This window comes from Providencia sneebia DSM 19967 (assembly GCF_000314895.2).
GTDB lineage: Bacteria > Pseudomonadota > Gammaproteobacteria > Enterobacterales > Enterobacteriaceae > Providencia > Providencia sneebia.
The window spans coordinates 2,898,469-2,917,590 of record NZ_CM001773.1 but is presented as its reverse complement, the minus strand read 5'-3'; the positions used below and the strand labels follow the sequence as shown (position 1 = coordinate 2,917,590).

Annotated in this window: 21 protein-coding genes and 1 pseudogene; 10 read left to right on the top strand and 12 right to left on the bottom strand. The window is 38.6% G+C overall.

What is annotated here, in order from left to right:
• Positions 1–242 precede the first annotated feature (242 nt).
• The 7 genes from lepA to acpS all read left to right on the top strand — a co-directional run bounded on the left by lepA (position 243) and on the right by acpS (position 6,991).
• Positions 243–2,039 carry a translation elongation factor 4 gene (gene lepA, locus OO7_RS12190; RefSeq protein ID WP_043892889.1) on the top strand — a complete coding sequence of 599 codons (1,797 nt, stop codon included), beginning with the start codon at positions 243–245 and terminating at the stop codon, positions 2,037–2,039.
• 17 nt (positions 2,040–2,056) lie between these two features.
• Positions 2,057–3,028: a signal peptidase I gene (gene lepB, locus OO7_RS12185; protein WP_008916229.1), complete on the top strand. Its 972-nt coding sequence runs from the start codon at positions 2,057–2,059 to the stop codon at positions 3,026–3,028.
• 297 nt (positions 3,029–3,325) lie between these two features.
• Positions 3,326–4,006, top strand: a complete 681-nt coding sequence (gene rnc, locus OO7_RS12180; protein ID WP_008916228.1) for a ribonuclease III — start codon at positions 3,326–3,328, stop codon at positions 4,004–4,006.
• Positions 4,003–4,911, top strand: a complete 909-nt coding sequence (gene era / locus OO7_RS12175) for a GTPase Era (protein WP_008916227.1) — start codon at positions 4,003–4,005, stop codon at positions 4,909–4,911. The genes rnc and era overlap by 4 nt, the downstream gene beginning before the upstream one ends.
• Before the next feature lie 11 nt (positions 4,912–4,922).
• Complete coding sequence (recO, locus tag OO7_RS12170; protein ID WP_008916226.1) at positions 4,923–5,651, top strand: DNA repair protein RecO; 729 nt, start codon at positions 4,923–4,925, stop codon at positions 5,649–5,651.
• 225 nt (positions 5,652–5,876) lie between these two features.
• Positions 5,877–6,608, top strand: coding sequence for a pyridoxine 5'-phosphate synthase (pdxJ, locus tag OO7_RS12165; protein WP_008916225.1), 732 nt, complete (start codon positions 5,877–5,879; stop codon positions 6,606–6,608).
• Positions 6,608–6,991, top strand: coding sequence for a holo-ACP synthase (gene acpS / locus OO7_RS12160; RefSeq protein ID WP_008916224.1), 384 nt, complete (start codon positions 6,608–6,610; stop codon positions 6,989–6,991). Before pdxJ ends, acpS begins: the two co-directional genes overlap by 1 nt.
• 176 nt (positions 6,992–7,167) lie before the next feature.
• Here acpS and OO7_RS12155 read toward each other — a convergent pair whose 3' ends face one another.
• Positions 7,168–7,428, bottom strand: coding sequence for a YfhL family 4Fe-4S dicluster ferredoxin (locus OO7_RS12155; protein ID WP_008916223.1), 261 nt, complete (start codon positions 7,426–7,428; stop codon positions 7,168–7,170).
• Positions 7,429–7,644: 216 nt separating this feature from the next.
• On the opposite strand from OO7_RS12155, the gene OO7_RS12150 reads away from it, so the two are divergent.
• Positions 7,645–9,045: a site-specific integrase gene (locus OO7_RS12150; RefSeq protein WP_008916222.1), complete on the top strand. Its 1,401-nt coding sequence runs from the start codon at positions 7,645–7,647 to the stop codon at positions 9,043–9,045.
• Here OO7_RS12150 and OO7_RS12145 read toward each other — a convergent pair.
• The 7 genes from OO7_RS12145 to OO7_RS12110 all read right to left on the bottom strand — a co-directional run bounded on the left by OO7_RS12145 (position 9,042) and on the right by OO7_RS12110 (position 14,611).
• A complete protein-coding gene (locus OO7_RS12145) occupies positions 9,042–9,269 on the bottom strand; it encodes a helix-turn-helix transcriptional regulator (protein ID WP_008916221.1) in 228 nt (75 codons plus the stop codon). The two genes, OO7_RS12150 and OO7_RS12145, sit on opposite strands and share 4 nt — an antisense overlap.
• A gap of 12 nt (positions 9,270–9,281) precedes the next feature.
• Entirely contained in the window at positions 9,282–9,560 is a 279-nt protein-coding gene (locus tag OO7_RS12140; protein ID WP_008916220.1) for a hypothetical protein, read from the bottom strand.
• A gap of 4 nt (positions 9,561–9,564) precedes the next feature.
• Positions 9,565–10,959: a DEAD/DEAH box helicase gene (locus tag OO7_RS12135; protein ID WP_008916219.1), complete on the bottom strand. Its 1,395-nt coding sequence runs from the start codon at positions 10,957–10,959 to the stop codon at positions 9,565–9,567.
• A 234-nt stretch (positions 10,960–11,193) separates the two neighbouring features.
• Positions 11,194–11,463, bottom strand: a complete 270-nt coding sequence (locus OO7_RS12125) for a PDDEXK family nuclease (RefSeq protein WP_008916217.1) — start codon at positions 11,461–11,463, stop codon at positions 11,194–11,196.
• Positions 11,447–11,674: an ANR family transcriptional regulator gene (locus tag OO7_RS12120; protein WP_008916216.1), complete on the bottom strand. Its 228-nt coding sequence runs from the start codon at positions 11,672–11,674 to the stop codon at positions 11,447–11,449. Before OO7_RS12120 ends, OO7_RS12125 begins: the two co-directional genes overlap by 17 nt.
• Positions 11,675–11,748: 74 nt before the next feature.
• Positions 11,749–12,492 (bottom strand): TIR domain-containing protein, encoded by a 744-nt coding sequence (locus OO7_RS12115; protein WP_008916215.1) that lies wholly within the window; start codon positions 12,490–12,492, stop codon positions 11,749–11,751.
• Positions 12,493–12,553: 61 nt separating this feature from the next.
• A complete protein-coding gene (locus OO7_RS12110) occupies positions 12,554–14,611 on the bottom strand; it encodes a DNA polymerase (RefSeq protein WP_008916214.1) in 2,058 nt (685 codons plus the stop codon).
• A gap of 18 nt (positions 14,612–14,629) precedes the next feature.
• Here OO7_RS12110 and OO7_RS12105 point away from each other — a divergent pair, with 18 nt between their 5' ends.
• Positions 14,630–15,526 carry a restriction endonuclease gene (locus tag OO7_RS12105; RefSeq protein WP_008916213.1) on the top strand — a complete coding sequence of 299 codons (897 nt, stop codon included), beginning with the start codon at positions 14,630–14,632 and terminating at the stop codon, positions 15,524–15,526.
• A gap of 37 nt (positions 15,527–15,563) precedes the next feature.
• Here OO7_RS12105 and OO7_RS12100 read toward each other — a convergent pair whose 3' ends face one another.
• From OO7_RS12100 to OO7_RS12090, 4 genes and pseudogenes are all read right to left on the bottom strand, one after another.
• Positions 15,564–16,115: a DUF2815 family protein gene (locus OO7_RS12100; RefSeq protein ID WP_008916212.1), complete on the bottom strand. Its 552-nt coding sequence runs from the start codon at positions 16,113–16,115 to the stop codon at positions 15,564–15,566.
• 15 nt (positions 16,116–16,130) lie between these two features.
• Positions 16,131–16,760, bottom strand: a pseudogene (locus OO7_RS12095) (DUF2800 domain-containing protein); the annotation flags it as partial.
• Positions 16,714–17,001, bottom strand: a complete 288-nt coding sequence (locus tag OO7_RS16550; RefSeq protein WP_071524186.1) for a DinI-like family protein — start codon at positions 16,999–17,001, stop codon at positions 16,714–16,716. The gene OO7_RS16550 and the pseudogene OO7_RS12095, both read right to left, overlap by 47 nt.
• A 758-nt stretch (positions 17,002–17,759) precedes the next feature.
• Complete coding sequence (locus tag OO7_RS12090) at positions 17,760–18,224, bottom strand: hypothetical protein (RefSeq protein WP_008916210.1); 465 nt, start codon at positions 18,222–18,224, stop codon at positions 17,760–17,762.
• 197 nt (positions 18,225–18,421) lie between these two features.
• Between OO7_RS12090 and leuE the strand changes: the two genes are divergently transcribed.
• Positions 18,422–19,072, top strand: a complete 651-nt coding sequence (leuE, locus tag OO7_RS12085) for a leucine efflux protein LeuE (protein ID WP_008916209.1) — start codon at positions 18,422–18,424, stop codon at positions 19,070–19,072.
• Positions 19,073–19,122 lie beyond the last annotated feature (50 nt).

Here is a 19,122-nt window from a genome sequence, read left to right as displayed (position 1 = left end):
CAAAACATAACTGTATTTATATACAGTAAATTGCAATCAAAGATCAAGATAAATTATTAAATTAATCCATGGCTGTAATTGTAAATGGAGGTCTGACAATAAATTTTTGTGTTAGCTATCTGTTGTATGTAGAATGCAATTCATTGTGAATAAATCCCTATTTTATTAGGTTTGGTCTTGTGTCCATGAGTGTGTCCAAGGCGATTTTATAAAGTAATTTAAAAGAAGATATTACCTTGAAAATCAATAACATAAGAAACTTTTCTATCATTGCTCACATCGACCATGGTAAATCTACGCTGTCTGACCGTATTATTCAGATTTGTGGTGGGTTGACGGACAGAGAAATGGCCGCGCAGGTTCTTGACTCTATGGACTTAGAGCGTGAACGCGGAATTACCATCAAAGCTCAAAGTGTGACTTTAGACTATAAAGCAGCTGATGGTGAGACATATCAGCTTAACTTTATCGACACGCCAGGCCACGTTGACTTCTCTTATGAAGTCTCTCGTTCATTAGCGGCTTGTGAAGGCGCTTTACTTGTTGTTGATGCTGGGCAAGGCGTTGAAGCTCAGACTTTGGCTAACTGCTACACCGCTATTGAAATGGATTTAGAAGTTGTTCCCGTTCTGAACAAAATTGATTTACCCGCAGCAGATCCTGAACGCGTTGCAGATGAAATAGAAGATATTGTGGGTCTTGATGCGCACGATGCTGTTCGATGTTCAGCAAAAACAGGTGTTGGCGTGCAAGAGGTTATTGAACGTTTAGTTCAATCAATTCCAGCGCCAAAAGGCGATGCTGAAGCGCCTTTGCAAGCTTTGATTATTGACTCTTGGTTCGATAATTACTTAGGCGTCGTTTCTTTGATCCGAATTAAAAATGGGACATTGCGCAAGGGTGATAAAGTTAAAGTGATGAGTACAGGTCAGGTTTATAATGCTGATCGCCTCGGAATATTTACACCAAAACAAATTGACCGTGATTCTTTAAGCTGTGGCGAAGTGGGCTGGTTAGTGTGTGCAATTAAAGACATCACCGGTGCACCAGTAGGGGATACCTTAACTGGCGCACGTAATCCAGCAGACAAAGCATTACCGGGCTTTAAAAAAGTTAAGCCGCAAGTTTATGCAGGTTTATTCCCAGTCAGCTCTGATGATTATGAAGCTTTTCGTGATGCATTGGGCAAACTGAGTCTGAATGATGCTTCACTCTTTTATGAGCCAGAAACATCAAGTGCTTTAGGTTTTGGTTTCCGTTGTGGTTTCCTCGGGTTACTGCATATGGAGATCATTCAAGAGCGTTTAGAGCGCGAATATGATTTAGACTTGATCACCACAGCGCCAACGGTTGTTTATGAAGTGCAACAGACTAATGGTGAAATCGTTTATGTTGATAGCCCTTCAAAATTGCCACCACTGAATAATATTGAAGAGTTGCGTGAGCCTATTGCTGAATGTCATATGTTGATGCCTAAAGAATATCTAGGCAATGTGATCACACTTTGTGTAGAAAAACGTGGCGTACAAACCAACATGGTTTACCACGGCAATCAAGTGTCACTGACTTATGAAATTCCAATGTCAGAGGTTGTTTTAGATTTCTTCGACCGTTTAAAATCGACATCTCGTGGTTATGCTTCTCTTGATTATGCATTTAAACGCTTCCAGCCTTCAGACATGGTTCGCGTAGATGTTATGATTAACGGGGAACGTGTAGATGCATTGGCATTGATTACTCACCGTGCCAATTCACAGTACAGAGGCCGTGAATTAGTCGAGAAGATGAAGGAGTTAATCCCTCGTCAGCAATTTGATATTGCAATTCAAGCTGCAATAGGAAACCACATTATTGCTCGTTCTACAGTTAAACAGCTACGCAAAAACGTACTTGCTAAATGTTATGGTGGTGACGTAAGCCGTAAGAAAAAACTGTTACAGAAGCAAAAGGATGGTAAGAAACGTATGAAACAAGTTGGTAATGTTGAGTTACCGCAAGAAGCGTTCCTTGCTATTTTGCATGTTGGTAAAGACAACTAAAATCACAAGGAGTTCTGATGGCTAACACCTTTGCCTTGATCCTCACATTGGCAACCTTAATAACAGGGATTATTTGGTGTTTAGATCGCTTTAAATTTTCACCAGAGCGAAAGAAAAAACTACAGAAGATCCAAGAAGCGAGCCAAGGCTCGCTAACCCAAGATGAAATGGACAAAGTTGTACGCCGTCCTTCATGGGTTGAAACTGGATCATCTATATTTCCTGTATTAGCTATTGTATTGGTTGTTCGTTCATTTATTTATGAACCATTCCAAATCCCATCAGGATCAATGATGCCAACATTATTGGTTGGGGATTTTATGTTAGTTGAAAAATTTGCATATGGAATAAAAGATCCGGTTACACAAACTACACTGATTAAAACGGGCAAGCCTGCTCGTGGTGATATTGCTGTTTTTAAATATCCAAAAGATCCAAGTGTTGATTTTGTTAAACGTGTTATTGGCTTACCGGGTGATAAAATTGTTTATAACCCAGATGCAAAAGAGCTAACTATTTATCCTAATTGCTCAGACAATAATTGTACTGAAAAATTACCAATAGTTTATGGCCCGCTTTCACCAAGTGAATGGACAATGTTTTTTAATGTAGATTCTGTTGTTGAAAGTCAAAAAGGTAATTATGAGATCCCACTTGATCAACCTGTTCCTAGTAACGCTTTGCGCCAATATCAAAGAAGCGAAAAACTAGATACAGTTGAACATCAAATCTTAATTATTCGCCAAGCATTAACTGAATCGCGTTATATTCAGCCAAATATGCCGCCTAATGAATGGATTGTGCCGGAAAAACACTATTTTATGATGGGTGATAACCGAGATAATAGTTCAGATAGCCGTATGTGGGGTTTTGTTCCTGAAGAAAACTTAGTAGGGCGAGCCGTATTTATTTGGTTAAGTCTAGATAAGCAAGAAAATGAGTGGCCGACAGGAATTCGTTTTAGTCGTATTGGGCCTTTAGGTTCATAACTCTTTTTAAGCACTTTTCTTGATGTATAAAGGGTTTATGCGGGTTTTCATATTAAAACCCGCATAAATCGAAGCATTATTATTTTTCTCAGTGTACAATGTAAATTATATTTATTAGCTTCTTATATTATCCTAACTTTTATTGTTTTCATTTAGTTCTATATGTTAGATATAGAATTGATAAATATATAAAGCTAAGTTAAAACCAGAAGAAGTCAGTGCAAACGCAACAGTTTTGTATTTTTACAGGTTTGTTGCGTGTGCTACTTTTGTAATCAGAAAAATGGTTAGGCACAAATGAATCCCTCTTTAATTGAGCAATTACAACGCAAACTTGGTTATAAATTTAATCAGCATGAGCTGTTAATACAAGCACTTACACATCGAAGTGCAAGCAGTAAACATAACGAAAGGTTAGAATTTCTTGGGGATTCTATTTTAAGTTTTGTTATTGCAAATGATTTATATCGCCGTTTTCCTAAAGTGGATGAAGGTGATATGAGTAGAATGAGAGCAACGTTAGTGCGTGGAAATACGCTGGCGGAAATTGCTCGTGAATTTGAACTTGGTGAATGTTTACGTTTAGGACCAGGTGAATTAAAAAGTGGCGGTTTTCGCCGTGAATCTATACTTGCTGATACAGTTGAAGCACTGATTGGTGGGATTTTTCTCGATAGTGATATCAATATGATAGAAAAAATCATTCTTGATTGGTATCAAACTAGACTGAATGAAATTAGTCCGGGTGATAAACAAAAAGACCCGAAAACGAGATTACAAGAATATTTGCAGGGGCGTCATTTGCCTTTACCTAATTATGTTGTTGTATTGGTTAAAGGTGAAGCTCACGACCAAGAATTTACGATCCACTGCCAAGTTAGTGGCATTGACCAACCAATAAATGGTGTAGGTTCAAGTCGTCGTAAAGCAGAGCAAGCTGCTGCAGAACAAGCATTGAAAATTTTGGAGATTGAATGAGTGAAAAACATCCCCACTGTGGCTTTGTTGCCATTGTTGGGCGACCTAATGTCGGCAAGTCAACGTTATTAAACCAACTGCTAGGCCAGAAAGTTTCTATTACTTCTCGCAAGCCGCAAACGACTCGCCACCGCATTATGGGTATTCATACTGAAGATGAGTATCAAATCATCTATGTTGATACCCCAGGTCTACATATTGAAGAAAAAAGAGCAATCAACCGACTGATGAACAAAGCAGCATCCAGTTCTATCGGTGATGTTGAGTTGGTTATTTTTGTTGTTGAAGGTACAAATTGGACTGAAGATGACGAAATGGTGCTTAATAAATTAAGAACACTTCGTTGCCCAGTTATTCTTGCTATCAACAAAATTGATAATGTAACGGATAAAACAGTTTTACTTCCACATATTGGTTTTATCAGTCAAAAAATGAATTTTCTTGACGTGGTGCCAATTAGTGCAGAAAAAGGTAAAGGTGTTGATACAATTGCCAAGATTGTTAAAGAACACATTCCTGAAGCAGATCACCATTTCCCTGAGGATTATATTACTGATCGCTCTCAGAGATTTATGGCATCTGAAATTATTCGCGAAAAACTAATGCGTTTCTTAGGTGATGAATTACCTTACTCTGTGACTGTTGAAATTGAACAATTTAAAGTAACAGAAAATGGTATGTTTCACATTCATGGCCTCATCTTAGTTGAGCGTGAAGGTCAGAAGAAAATGGTTATTGGTAATAAAGGCAGTAAGCTCAAAACTATTGGTACGGAAGCACGTATTGATATGGAAAGACTCTTTGATGCTAAAGTACACCTTGAACTTTGGGTTAAAGTAAAAGCTGGCTGGGCAGATGATGAACGTGCTCTACGCAGCTTAGGTTATGTCGACGACTTAAAATAATCGGTGACATTGTGAGTGACGGTTGGCAACGAGCATTTATACTTCATTCTCGACCTTATAGTGAAACAAGTTTATTGATTGACTTTTTCACTGAAGGTGAAGGCAAAATACGTTTGCTGGCAAAAGGTGCTCGTCGAAACCGTTCTCCTCTGAGAGGCTGCTTACAGCCTTTTACTCCTTTGCTAATCCGTTGGAGCGGCAAAGGAGAAATCAAAATCTTGACTCATGCTGACCCGATTTCATTATCGTTACCACTAACTGGAACTGTTCTATATAGTGGCCTTTATCTAAATGAACTTGTTTCTCGAGTGATTGAATTCGGCACTCCATACTCTCCTCTATTTTTTGATTATCTTTCCTGTCTGCAATTATTAGCGGCAAGTGAGCACACTCCTGAATCTGCTTTGCGTCAATTTGAGCTAGCTTTGCTTTCTTACCTTGGCTATGGCGTTGATTTTCTTCACTGTGCTGGTAGTGGTGACCCCGTTGCGGATAGCATGACTTATCGATATCGAGAAGAAAAAGGGTTTATTGGTAGCCTCGTTATTGATCAGTTAAGTTTTACGGGTAAGCAGCTCAAAGCGCTTGCCACACGCCAATTTCCAGATAGTGATACATTGAAAGCAGCTAAACGCTTTACCCGTATGGCACTCAAACCTTATCTTGGCGGTAAACCGTTAAAAAGCCGTGAATTATTTAGACAATTTATCATTCCAGCCCCGTCATCATCAAATTCATAATATCTGCTCTTGCGTTATATCCTATGCATATTTATTAAGACCACAATTCTTATATTAAGTCTTACTCTTGTTCTTCGAGCTGCTTCGCAAAATAAATTAATGTGATTGAGAAATGCAGATAAAAATGGAAGCATGTTCGAAGTGATAGATATTTTTTCCCATCTACTGACAAATTACAGTAGGATAGAGGAACAGAAACGTATTTGTATTTATGGGGAATAGAAAATGGCTGAGCTTTTGTTAGGTGTGAATATCGATCATATTGCAACTGTAAGAAATGCACGAGGAACCCAGTATCCCGATCCCGTACAAGCTGCATTTGTTGCAGAACAAGCCGGAGCAGATGGTATTACTGTACATTTACGTGAAGATCGTCGCCATATCACAGATAGAGATGTCGAATTATTAAAAGAAACAATCCAGACTCGCATGAATCTTGAAATGGCAGTGACAGAAGAGATGCTTGATATTGCATGTCGCATTAAGCCAGCATTTTGCTGTTTAGTGCCGGAAAAACGCGAAGAGGTGACAACAGAAGGGGGTCTTGATGTTGCAGGGCAACAACAAAAAATCACTGATGCTGTTAAGCGCTTAACAGATGCAGGCATTCAAGTGTCATTGTTTATTGATGCTGACCATGCGCAAATTGATGCTGCACAAGCATCGGGAGCACCATTTATTGAAATTCATACAGGTGCTTATGCTGATGCTAAAACAGAGCAAGATCAAGAGATTGAATATCGCCGTATTCGTGATGGCGTAGCTTATGCTGCTGGAAAAGGTTTAAAAGTTAATGCAGGCCATGGCTTGACCTACCACAATGTTCAGAGAATTGCGTTATTGCCTGACATTTATGAACTCAATATTGGCCATGCAATTATTGGCAGAGCACTATTTAGTGGCTTAGCTGGCGCTGTTTCTGAAATGAAGAACTTATTGAGAGAAGCTCGTCGTTAATGGCTATTATTGGTTTAGGTACAGATATTGTTGAGATTGCGCGTATTGAGGCTGTTATTACGCGATCTGCTGACAGCCTTGCTCAGCGGATACTAACTGAAAATGAGTTTAAACAGTATCAGCAACAAGCTAAACCGGCGCGTTTTCTTGCTAAGCGTTTTGCTGTAAAAGAAGCCGCTGCAAAAGCGTTGGGAACCGGTATACGTCAAGGGTTAGCTTTTAATCAATTTGAAGTCAGTAATGATAAACTGGGAAAGCCACTGCTTAGATTAACAGGTGAGGCAGAAAAACTCGCTCAAAGTATGCAAGCTACACATTTTCATGTTTCTATTACTGATGAAAGGCATTATGCCGCAGCAACAGTGATTATTGAAAGTATATAAAGTGAATAAATAGTGAGTGATTGTTCGAAGTGTAATATATAGATTTCAATTTTTTCTGTTCATTTGGATTGATTAGTCACAAAATAATTGCCGGTATCATTATTTAAAATACCGGCAATGCCATTTATTTGTTAGATGAATAACGAATTGAGCGTTTCATCAATATTGGATGTAATTTAAATCTTATCAGAATGATGGATGACAACAAATTTATCCCATAATTGTTCTTGGGTTTCGATATGTTGCGGATCAGTAATGATGGTATTTGTGATAGGGCAAACCGACTGGCAAGTGGGTTTATCATAGTGTCCTACGCATTCAGTACAGAGATCTGAATTAATTTCATAAATTTCATCACCCATATAGATAGCACTATTTGGGCATTCAGGTTCACACATATCACAATTGATGCATTTTTTAGTAATTAATAGAGCCATATCAATAATTTACATTCTATTTAGTTAAAAATCAGCCAGTTATATCTTTTCAGTATTCGTTACTTTTGACTGTTACTTGTAATTTTATACAGTATGTTTTACATTGGAAAACCTAAATTCGTAACACAAAACCGCAACACATACCCTTTTTATGGCTTATAAAACACCTAATGTGTGAGCTTTATATTTAATGTGTTGATACTACGAGGTAAATCAATGTCTACTGTCGCAACACAAAAGGCCAAAAGCACAGATTCTGATGACTATACTCGCGCTTTACAGAGTTGGGAGTCATGTAAGCCACCATACACAAGTACACACATGAAAATCTGTGTTACTGCCGCAAAAATCATTTTAAAACACATCAATAAGCCGCGTCGATCAAAATACGAAAAAGAACACTATTTACGCATTGATTTTAGCAAAGCTGGGAAAGTAACAGTATACGCTGAATTTCCCAAGCACATGGATGTTAAAGGTCAAAAATTGGGTGAATGGCCTGAATTAGCATTACCCATTGCCCGTGAAAAAGCGAAAGAACTTGCTGAGCAAGGGTTAAGTGCAGAGTCCATTCATCAACTAATAGAACTCTATGAAAAAGACTTAGCAGGTAAAGTCGCAAGAGCAAAGTTAAGCGAAAATAGCTATGCGACATACTGCTGCAGAACTAAACAAATAAAAGAGTCTTTTGGTTCGAGAGAGGTATTCAGTGATATCAAATACCCAAGGCTAATTGAAGTTATTGATACCTGGGTACAGACTAAATCTAATAACCAAGCTCTGGAATTATTTGCTGAATTACGCCGTCTTTGGAAATTCTCTGCTCCAATTTATTGCAATGGGATAAATATTGCCGCGAGTATCCCCGATGATTATGTTTCTTCGCGCGTGCAAAAGCCCCTACCAACCAAACGCTATACCGACATAGAATCGATCGCAGCACTTTGGATTAACGTGGCTTCATGTACTTCTTCACATCAAAAGAATGCTGTCAGGTATATGATTCTAACGGGTGTTAGGCCGATCAATGTCGCTAATTTACGTTGGGATTATGTTGATTTGGATAAGTTAGAAATTACATATCCCGCGGGTTTAACGGGTATGCGTGGAGCGATGAAAACGCAAAAAGAATTTAAGTTTCCAATCACGAAAGCTATGAAAACCTTGCTTGACGAACAGTTGTCATGGCGTGAATCCGCTGTTAATTGTAATCGTGATTATGTCTTTCTACAGCCGCGTGATCCGTCGCAGCCTTTTTCAAAACGTTCTTTGGATAAGTTAGTGAAAACATATAGCCCGGAAGGGGCGGTGAAAGGGGTAGTACACGAAGGGACGGTGAAGGGAAAATCCGGCGCATTCAATACAATGTGCCGGAAATTTTTCAAAAGTAACATCATTGCTCAAATGCGCCAAAAGGGTTTTTCACGCTCAGATACAAAAGAAATAAGCATACTATGCCTACATCATTCTGACAGAAGCGAGGACCGTATGGCTGAGCACTATGATTTTTCTGATGAGATTTTACAGGAGGAGATAGCGTTAAAACGGCAAGCTTTCGAAGCTCATGAAAATAGTATTTTGACTCAAGTGGCGCTATTACGTAGGCGGTTAGGTTAGTAGCTACTGCGACATTTTTCGATAAAAGCTTTAACGTTTTTATACTCGTATCGAACCATTTTACTAGTGAATCGGATCGGTGCGAGTGTTGCCTTATGGCGATGGTTGTTATTCCAATCTGCTAATGTTTTAGGGCTGATACCGCCGATAATCTCGCAGACATCATCGATAGTTAACAGGTCATCGTCTTGATATTCTTTTTTCTTTTTAGTGGCAATAGTCATAGCATACCTCAATTAATTATTATCTAATTTAAATAGTTCAATGATGTTTGCGTCAGGGCAATATTCTTTAACCAGTTCGATTTGCTTTTTATCTTTAGTAAAGTTTAAGCCTCGAGCGTTCCGATATTCCCATGCATAGGGGCTAAGTTGTTGGTACTTGAGCAGTTCATCGCATATTCTATAAATCAGCTCCGCAGGGAATGAAATATAATCATCATCCATACTGTTCATGGCATCGCGTGATTCGTATTTAATTTGCCGTGTGGCTTTAATTAGCTCATCTTTTTTCACGGTATTACTTCCTCTTCATTGCTTCTAACAGAAGGTCTTGTATTTCGCGCTTAGAATTACGACGCTCCATTACTACCTCGTCCATCGTTCCAGCGGCAATAAGGTGGTGAATAAATACAGGTCGGTTATAACCGGCTTGAATTTGTCGGGTAGGGCCGATACGTTCGATGATTTGTTGGTATTGTTCCAAATCCCACCAGTGCGAGAAAAAGACCAAAATATTCCCGCCATCTTGCAAGTTTAAGCCGTGACCTGCACTAGCAGGGTGCGCAAACAGAATCGGTATTTTGCCTGCGTTCCAATCGCGTAATGTTTGCGGATCCGCATCTAGGTTTCTACCTTTAGGAAAGGCTTTTAATAAACGCTCAAGGTCGTGCTTCCAGTGGTACGCAACGAGTATTGGCATGCCGCCTGATTCACTAATGATACTTTCTAACGCCTGAATTTTTGCATCGTGTAGCTCTACCCAATTTTTACTGTCATCGGTGTAGATAGCACCACTGGCGATTTGCAAACATTTTACCGTCTTAGCTGCCGCGTTTAGCGCTTCAATGCCTTCATGTTCTAGTTCAAGAAACATCTCTTTTTCCATTTCTTGATACTGTTTTCGGGCTTTATCGGGGAGTTCAAGTTTAATGATATTGTGGATAGGCTCTTCAATATCGAACCAATCAGCGGCATCTAGCGATATCGTGACATCCCGTAAAGCATCTTGCATTTGCTCTTGAGCAAAAGGCCAAGGCTCTAACTTAGACCACTGTTGACCAGGGAATTGAATGTTGTTGAACCAACGTGAAGTAAATGCGCTATAGGTTCTGCCTAAGCGTTGACCCTGATCAACAAACCACGCTTGCCCCCACAAATCAATTAAACCGTTAGGGGAAGGTGTTCCCGTCAAATTTACCCATCGATGCACATGTTTGTGAGCCACTTTCGCCAGTGCTGCAGCACGTTTACCCCCTTTCCGAAGCCTAAACGACTTTAGCCTTGTACTTTCATCGGCAATGATGGTACCAAAAGGCCAATGTTCACCAAATATTTCAACTAGCCAAACAAGGTTATCGTAGTTAATGGTAAACACGCTCGCATTGGTATTTTTGATAGCCGCCATACGTTCTTTGGCGGTACCTATAATTGGCTGAACATCGATATTACGTAAGTGATTCCATTTAACCGCTTCATCTGGCCATGTTGAACTTGCTACCCGCAAAGGTGCAAGAACTAAAGCCGGTTGCGTTTCACTACCTGCCATGAATAAATCTTCTAAGGCCGTGAGCGTTGCTACTGTTTTGCCCATGCCCATACCAGCCCAAACATTTGAGCGCTTAATATCAATTTCGTGGCTGAGTATGAGATCTTGATAGGGGCGAGGGGTGAAGTTTTTAGATGTATTTTCCATTTTATTTAGCAGTATAGCTAGGATCGTAGATTACGTATCCGTGGTCGTAAAAATCATAATCAGCGCGTATTTCGTCCTCATAYTTATCAGGAAGACATGGGTACACCGGAATATATGAATACTCATTAAAAGACTCGCTTTTACGCAATTCCCAAGCAATAATGGGATGGTAATCTTTACTAGGTTTTTCTACATACCACCAACCGGGGTTAGCTGGTATTATTGGGCAAATTTTCATAATATTTCTCCCAAATCCTTACTATCCAAAACGACAATATGAAACCCTAATGCAAAAAGCCTCGCGTGTTCCCGTAACTGATCGGGGCGGGGCTTTTCACCGGGGGCTTTACACTCAACAAAAATGATTTTGCCATTTGGCAAAAGTACAATTCTATCAGGCACGCCTCGACGACCGGGGGAAGTAAATTTATAAGCGATACCGCCTGCTTTTTTCACTTCATTGACCAAGTGCCTTTCGATGACATCTTCACGTACTTTGCTCATTACTCGTGCCTTTGTACATTTCGCGTTTAAGTTGTTTCATGCAAAAATCAGAGCGGCGTTCACTCCAAATTTGATTGTTCCTTGTCCGTGCAAGTCGGTGTGCTTGTAACCAAGCGGTAGCCGCCTCGAAGTATTTACCCGCTTGCTCAAGACGAATAGCATCCCGAGCCGCGCGGAAATACAACGGGCTATCGTTGTTTATGAATGCCATATGTTTTTCCAAGATAAAAATATCCCCTAAATTTAGGGGATATTTAATATGAGATATTTACTAATGAAGATAATCTATGAAGATGCTGACGCAATTTTATCTGAGTCAATTATAAATCCAGACTTTTGCAATCGTTGAGCTAGTCGAGGAACTGTTTCTTTTACATGATCATTAAAATGTAAGTACAAAATACCATTTGCATCAGATGGCTGCTCTAAGTGTTGTTTTTGTAGAATTGCGACATTTTCTCTACCTAGTGATGAGAGTAGCATACCCATTTCTAATACTACATTTTGTCTTGGGCGAGGTTGTTTAGCTTCTTCGCCATCTTTTTGTGAATATCCAATATCATCAGGGGTCAGAAGGACTATACCAAAGCGAGTACCAATTTGGTTTTTACCTATCTCTTTTTCTAATTCTTCGATGATAGTTAAGCCTGACCCTCCTGTGTTCTGTAGTATAAATTGTTCAGTTAAGCCGAGTTTATGTAAAATTAATTCTAACTGTTCTTTTGATGCATGATCATGTCCATGAACAATGAATATTTTTTTACATGTATCTATTTCGGGGGTGTTACTATTAATGTTTAAATTATCTTCAATAGTTTTTTCTACATAAGGTATTACTAGCGAATTGCCTTGTAATTGTATTGTCCCTGTACTAAATAGATTTAATATGACTCCGTCAGAAAGATTGTAACGCGTAGCGTTTCCTTTTATTTCTGTAGATATTAGAGTTAAGCCACATTTTTCTATAAAAGCTGAGAATGTTGATAACTCATATGGGTACTTTAAACTCATAATTTGTCCATTTTGCATAATTAAAGATATCTCCTAATCTACTAGTTTTTTAAAAAGTGGCAATGCTTGTAAATAAAAACTAATCCTTCCTATAATGATAAGCCTCAAAACCCCCGGCACTAAGCGGGAGGTCTAAAGCCCACTCGGGGTTGGTGGCGAGTAACTCAGATAAGTGTTCATGGTTGAATGCGGAGTTATCTGGTGCTTCAGTTAACACTTCATCATGCACTGTGAGCACGATGTCATAGCCGTGGTCTTCAATAGTCGGCATGTTACCCGCGAGAACATCACGTGCTGCCGCTTGGGTTACGTTCTCCACCAATTTCCCACCGTAGGTTTTCAACCGTTGCCATTTGCGACTATAAGGATTAACGCCCATATAACTGATTTGACCGTTATCATTACGTGGAGATGGGTAACAAACTGCACGCCCCGAAGGTAAAACGATACGTAACCATGCTTTATCACGTCTAACTTTAAGTTTACGGCAAGGAAAGGTGATCCCTGGTGATGCAATCGCCCGACGTACGGTATCTTCTATTTCGTACCAGAAAGAGACTGTTTCGGGATGAGCATTTCGCCACATACGTTTAAGTGAATCGCAGGTAATAAACACGGTTTCACTCAGGCCGTATGTTTTCTTGGTTTCAACGGATTTTTGATACCAGCTAAGCGCATCGTTTTTCACTTTTGGCGGAATATTAGGTAAAGCGGCTTCGGCGAGTTCATCTAAATCGAGACCATAGGTGAGGGCGAATGTTAAGAATGCTGCGACACCGCCGCCGTATCCTAAGCCTAATTCCATTACCTTACCGATTTGGCGCATATGCTTATCAACATCTTCAGGTCTAATATTGAATGCTCGAGCATAGGCCAATTTATAGAGGTCAGCACCGATACCCTTATCAAACTCGCTAAATGCTGTAATTTTCCATGCTTCACCTGCTAACCAAGCGAGCATTCGCCCCTCGATATTCGAAAGGTCAGATACGACAAGTTTTTTACCCTCTGGTGCCATAATGCAACCGCGTAAAGCCGAGCTAGTTAATTGCATAATGTCATCGTAAATAAGGTCTGCACATCCTGCTTTTAACGCTTCGATACCGTTATCAATGGTGTCTTGATCAAGTGTTGGTCTTGGTAAATTTTGCGGTTGAAACAAGCGACCCGCCCAACGGCCTGTACGAGAAGCGCCGCAAAATTGCAATGTGCCACGCAAACGCCCATCTGAACTTACACCATTCATTAACGCTTTGTATTTACTGGTGCTGGTGGTACTGGCTTGTAATCGAATAGCTAATAGCTCACGTAAAGGCAAAGGAATATCCGGATCATTGATACGGCGTTCTAATGTACTTTTTTGCATATCAGGCAGGTCAACACCAAAAGCTGCAGAGATATGTTGTAGCAGAGCATCACGCTGTGTTGCTGCTTGTACTTCATTATCTGTCAAATCTTGGGTAAGTTTGGCTAAGCGCTTTTGCTCAATTTCAACGGCTTCAATGGCCGCGGTGGCGAGTTGAATATCCATACACACACCGCGATCGTTAATTCGTTGGTCACGATGCCAATGTTCTAACTCATTGTCGCGATAGTTCCAACTTGGTAAACGCTTATGCACTTCACGCATGGCTTCAATATCTAGCCCTGCGTAAGCAACAAAACGTTTCCACTCTTCGGGATGAGTTTTGCTAGTGGCGCGACGTAATGCTGAGTTTTTAGGGCGAGGCTTACAGAATAACTGTATTAATGCTTTACCTTCTTTATCTTTGGCTTTATCCAAAGGCACACCAAGCACTTCACATAACGCCCCTAAAGCACCGGGTAAACCGTGCGCTAGTGCTTGAACCATGGTATCTCGCCAACGGCTAACACCAATTTTAATACCGCTATGGTTAAGCATCGTGCGGTCAAAATGGCTGTTATGTGCATAAATAATAGTGTTAGGGTCTGTTAACGCTTGCTTTAATTCAGTAGGCATAGGGGATTTATCTGTAACATCCCAGACTTGAACTAAATTGTTGTTTAACGCCCAAGCAAAAAGCATAATTTCAACAGTTTCCGCATAAGAATGCGTACCGTATTTAATTGGCTTTTCACTGAAAGTTTCGAGGTCGAGCCAGAGTGTGTTTTTCATAATAAAAGGTATTTTATAGTGACATCGTATAATAATTTTGAACCGCTTAGATTCAAAGATGATCATCAATTTGAATGTTTTGTTAAAGACTATTTTGAAATTAAATACAATCAAGGCTTTGCCATTTATGGACGGAAAGGGCAGAAACAGAAAGGTGTGGATATAGTTTATAGGTCAAATGGCAACAATAAAATTGCTATTCAATGTAAGAACTATAACTTAACTTCGTTTACTACTGATGTAATTGATAGTGATTTAGAAAAATCAAAAGAAATACAGTTTGATATAGACGAGTTTATTTTTGTGACGGCATCAAAAAGAGACGTTGCAATTATTGATTACATAAAAAAGATAAACAAACTAAGTTTATTTAATATTGATGTTTTCTTTTATGACGATATCTACTCTGATACAGTAAATCAATATCCTGAATTATTTCGGAGATATTTTCCACAAACGCAAAATAATATTGGCGCTGATAGGCATTCATTAGATATAAATCAACTAGAAATGATATATAAATATGCTGGGGTGTCGTGTGAATATCTGTCGGTATTAATAGAACGCTTACCCGGTACGTACTACTATGCTTTCTCAGCATTTATTGATGCATTGGATGATTTGAATAACAGATACTCTGGTTCTGTTTTTTATGATGATGAATTACAAAGGTATACGGATGAAATTTTGGGAATAACACATAAAATATCTAATTGTTATTTGTATTATGATTTTAATCATACACAATTTGAATCTGATTATTTACTTCCTAGGTTAATAGAGCAAAATATAGCTTCATTTGAAGCTAAAGCTAGCTTGGAAAATTTGTCGGCTGAGCTATACCGGCTGTACTCAAATTTATTAGGGTATTTAAAACATAGTTTTCCAGAATTTTCTTTACGTAAAAACTTTTAATTAAGAGCTGGCATCTATCGATGCCAGCGAACTAAATTTAAATAAGTGATTCTTCCTCTTCGGCGACACTAAGATCATCGAAGTCATCTTCACTCGCGACACCGCCACCTGCGAAAGCGTCACCATCACGGAAGAACTGAACACCGCCTAATGATGCGGAAATGCCCTTGCCTTGGTTGTCATAGGCAAAAATAGTGATAGTTGCATTGACGTAGCAACCTGAGTAAGGTCGACCATCTTGTGCCGTTAACGGAGTGCGATCACGGTCAATAACCAGTGGTCGGGCTTTGTTGCTTGCACCGATGTACATGTGATCTGCATATCCATCATACTCAATTTTCTCGTCCCCGTCGCGGAAGTTAAAGCGCATTGAGTTACCGCGAATAGACTTGAGAACTGCATCAGCTTTCGCCCCCCATTTTGCCGTAGCGACTTGCTTAATTGCGTTTTCAATCGCTTCGATTAAATCTGTGCGGTTTTTGGGGATAAGAAACGTAGCGCGGAATTTGTAATCGCCTTGCCCGTTAACTTGGGTTGCTTCGAACAGATCAGGGAATGCCAAACGGACATTGGATAATTTAACTTTCATATTGGGTACCTTTAATTAAATGAGGTCAGCGGCGAGTGACTCGTCGGTCACATCGTCAAAATCGTTTTCGGGGTTGATGACAAGAGCAGGGCGTGGGTCTGATTCGAGTGTAATAACAGGCTTACCTTCAGCTCGGGTAATGAGCGACTCTAATTTTGTCCAGCGGCGAGGGTTATCCTTCTTGATTAGCTTTTCGGCTTGAGTAGGGCTAATCAGCTTCATGCTGTACATTTCTTCGCGCTTAAGTCTAAAGCCTTTTAATGTGGCTTCAGCTTCGGTCTCGTTACCCCATGCCCGGTTACCTAATTTACCCGTGACCAGTTTCAAGCCCGGTACGGTGTGCCCCACATTAAGTTCATCTGCGACACGAGCACGTAGGTTCTTGCAGAAGTTTTCTACAAAATCTAGCCCTTTGTAAATTTCCGCTAACTGTGCAGGTTCTAATACCGTAATTCGCTGAGGTACTTCGCTAAGCTGCTCCTCAATTGGTGCGGTTAAATCGACAAAATCACCTTTCACCAACTCAAGAGCATGTTGTGCTTCGGCTGCGCATAAACCGCCTTTGGCTTTACAAAAGCGACACTGTTTTTCACCGGGATTAAAACAGGTCGGTGGTAATGTCGTTACCCCTTCGCATTCGGCTATAGCATACCCATGAGTCATCAAGCCAAATATCTTCGATAATTTGATTTATTTCTTTAGTCGCATCGTCACTTTTAGCACCAGTGACCACTAATGATGTTGACGAACTTAGCGCCACCCTGACGTTTAGCGGGCCGTACTTATCACCAATCTTGTGTATCACTTGCTCACGTAGAGCATTGCGTACTTTTTCAGATGGCTTATTGCTATTTTCTTTATCAAAGAGAATTTCAATACGTGGCATAATGTAACCCCTCATTTAACTGTTAATTTGTACAGTGTATTTATATACAGTTAAACGGGTTTACGCAATACAGAAATGAAGTTTTTTTGTGTTACTATACAGAAGATTTTTGTGTTGTTAACTATATTGAGAGAAACACAAATCATAACACGGAATTATATTGCTATGATTTTATTGTGTTTTTATTGGAATGAATCACATATCACAATTGATGCATTTTTTAGTAATTAATAGAGCCATATCAATAACTTACGTTTAATTTAATTAATAATCAGTAACTTATATCTTGCACCTATTCGTTACTTCCATCTGTTATTTGACGTATTATACATCAAATTTCAAAATCTAAACCTCTAACCGTAGTTTCTTTGATGTTATGACATAAAATTGGTTGATTGAGTTTAAAATAGATAAATTTTATTGTTTGATTCTTTTTTATAAGAATGGTGATTTGCTAATAAAGGAATAAAAGTATATTGATATATGTAGGAACTATTATTTATATTTTATTTTAGATTAATGTTTAAATGATGATATTTAGGTGCTGTGAAGGATTATATTTACTATTGATTATTATGCATTTGAATAAATAAGGGTGATTGAAGAATAATCACCCTTAGCATTATTATATTTTGTTTCTTGTTAATTTAGTATCACAATAGAAGATTATATTTATTTTTCAAATATAATTATCTGGTAATAAATTTTTAACAATTTCATATGATAAAAAATTTCAATAAGTTAATAAATTTTTTTATTTATGCTGTTCCGAGAATTTTTACAGTGAATAGTTCCCACTCTTTTGATTTCTCATATTGGTAATAATAGAATAGTACACCATTTATAACATAGAATGATGTGGTACGAATAGACATGCCTGCAGCATTAAACTTAAAGTTATAAACATTCTCAATATTACCGTTATCTAAAACAACATACAGCTGAATTGTTTTATCATTTAAATTATAACCGTACAAATAACTTTTATTTTGAACAGAGTCTTGAACATATTGTAAATTACTCAAATAAAAACTCAATTTTCCTTTATGAAGAGTTTTACTATTGTCGATATTTCCTGTATCAGTCACATTATAAATAAAGTAACCATTCTCTTGTGGGGTATGACCTAAGAAAAAGTATTTTCTCCCTACTGAATAGACAATATTAGTTGGATAAAAAGTTTCAAATGTTCCAGCTTGTATACCTGTTTGATCAATAGCCATATTATGTCCTTAATAAGTTTGTTTATAGGAGCCTAATTTAAAGCCTAGTTATTGTATGAAAATAGAGATTATTTTAAAGAATGATTATTATTAGCTTCTTTTATCTATTTTAATGATTAAAAATTAATAGTGCGAATAAATTTTTACAAAATTAAAAATTATGGTAAAAATAATAAAAAAATGAGAAGGATTATTTTATGTTTGCAGAACTGGGTGTTTTAAATTTTTGGACTTACTTAGCCGGGTTAATTTTGATCATTATCGTGCCAGGCCCAAATTCTTTATATGTTTTAAAAACAAGTACCTCGCATGGCACACGATCGGGTTATAGAGCAGTTCTAGGCGTTTTGACAGGGGATGCGATACTTATTTTTCTCTCTTTTATCGGGGTTGCTTCTGTCATCAAAGCATCTCCCGTTTTATTTATGATTGTGCGCTATTTAGGAGCGGCCTATTTACTTTATTTAGGTGTTAAAATTCTTTACGCGACTTTTTTCCAGCCTAAATCAAAATCAACAACTGCTGAACCTGTTCCTGTAAAATCTGAAAGCTATTTTATCCGAGCTTTAGTTCTGAGTTTGACAAACCCGAAAGCAATTTTATTTTATATCTCCTTTTTTATTCAATTTATTGATTTTAGTTATGCGCAATCATGGGTTCCTTACTTGGTTTTAGCTTCTATTTTAGAGCTAACGAGTTTTCTTTATTTGAGTTTATTGATTTTTAGTGGCTATCTCATTGCGCGTTTCTTACGAGAAAAACAGGTTCTTGCTAAGCTTGGAAATTGTACTGTCGGTGCATTTTTTATGGGGTTTGCAGCAAAACTAGCCATCTTTAGTCATAGTTGAGTCTGTATCGAAATTGCACTCAAACTGACAATTAGTCATAATCCCTGAAA